Source organism: Vibrio sp. YT-19(2023) (assembly GCF_033337395.1).
In genome coordinates this window covers 1-592 of the sequence record NZ_JAWOQN010000792.1, presented here as the reverse complement: position 1 = coordinate 592, position 592 = coordinate 1, and the positions used below count along the sequence as shown (strand labels likewise).

Here is a 592-nt window from a genome sequence, read left to right as displayed (position 1 = left end):
CAAGGAAAAAGCGTATTCGCCTGCGCAGCAACAGGCAGCCTTGAGTATTGCCGTATCACCGTTGGCGATGCCAATACTCGCGGGGCCGGGTACGATTGCGACAGCGATGAACTTTGCGACCACAGGTGGTTTTGACCAAACCATTATTACCATCGTTTCATTTGCGGTTCTTTGTATCATCACCTACATATTGTTCCTGTTTGGGGACAAACTGGTCAAAGCGGTAGGGCCTAGTGCTTTGAATGTGGTGACAAAAATGATGGGCCTGATTTTGGCAGTTATCGGCACCCAAATGTTCATCGATGGTGCTGGCGAAGCCTACAAAACCGTGTTTGCCTAACTCTTCCCATATTTCCCAAATCCACACTTGTGTTGCGTCATAAGTGTGGATTTTTTGATCTTTAGTTTTCACTTTCTAAGGCAGAAATACATAGACTTCACCTATCTCAATAATAAGAATAACCAATTGTTGCTAATGCACGAATTTCATTACTCTTTTCCGAGAAATTAATGGGGGAAACATGGCAACGAAAGCAATTGTAGTGGAAGGTGGAGCGATGCGCGGCGTCTTTGCCAGTGGCGTGTTAGACGC

General features: G+C 45.6%; 1 protein-coding gene. It reads left to right on the top strand.

What is annotated here, in order from left to right:
• Positions 1–340: MarC family protein (locus R7E78_RS28490; protein WP_318058931.1), on the top strand; the 340-nt coding region annotated here is incomplete at its 5' end.
• Between the last annotated feature and the right edge of the window lie 252 nt (positions 341–592).